Below are 548 nucleotides of genomic sequence, written 5' to 3' on the forward strand. Positions count from 1 at the left end.
ACCCCAACCAGCGTGAGCAAGGGAAAGTTATGCCCCTTGGCTACCAGTTGCGTGCCGATGATAATATCCGCCGCCCCTGCCGCGATCCCCTCAATCTCAGCCTTCAAAGCGCGGGCCGAGCCATACATATCCGAACTCAGCGTCGCGATACGCGCGTCGGGAAACAGCTCGCTCGCCTCCTCGCCCAATCGCTCGACACCAGGGCCAACAGCCGCCAAGCGATCCTCTGCCTGAAAACGATGCTCTACCATGCGGGCATCGCAATGATCGCATCCGATCTGGTGCCCACATGCACGGCAAATCGTGACAGGCGCATAGCCACGGCGGTTGATAAAGAGCAAAGCCTGCTCACCAGAGGCAACGCGCGCCTCAACTTCCGCCTTGAGCTGCGGCGAAATCCAGCGGTTTCCGGCAATTTTCACATCGCGCATATCAATCGCGCGCATATCGGGCATCACCGCATCACCAAAGCGCGACGTCAGATCAATGCGGCGATATTTGCCCGCCTGAGCATTGGCCCAGCTCTCCAAACTTGGCGTGGCGCTGGC

Annotated in this window: 1 pseudogene; it reads right to left on the reverse strand. The window is 59.9% G+C overall.

Annotation, left to right across the window (positions count from 1 at the left end):
• A pseudogene (locus ACPGUT_RS16155) lies at window positions 1-548 on the reverse strand (primosomal protein N'); the annotation flags it as partial.

It is taken from the genome of Halocynthiibacter sp. (assembly GCF_049608145.1).
Taxonomy (GTDB): Bacteria; Pseudomonadota; Alphaproteobacteria; order Rhodobacterales; family Rhodobacteraceae; genus Halocynthiibacter.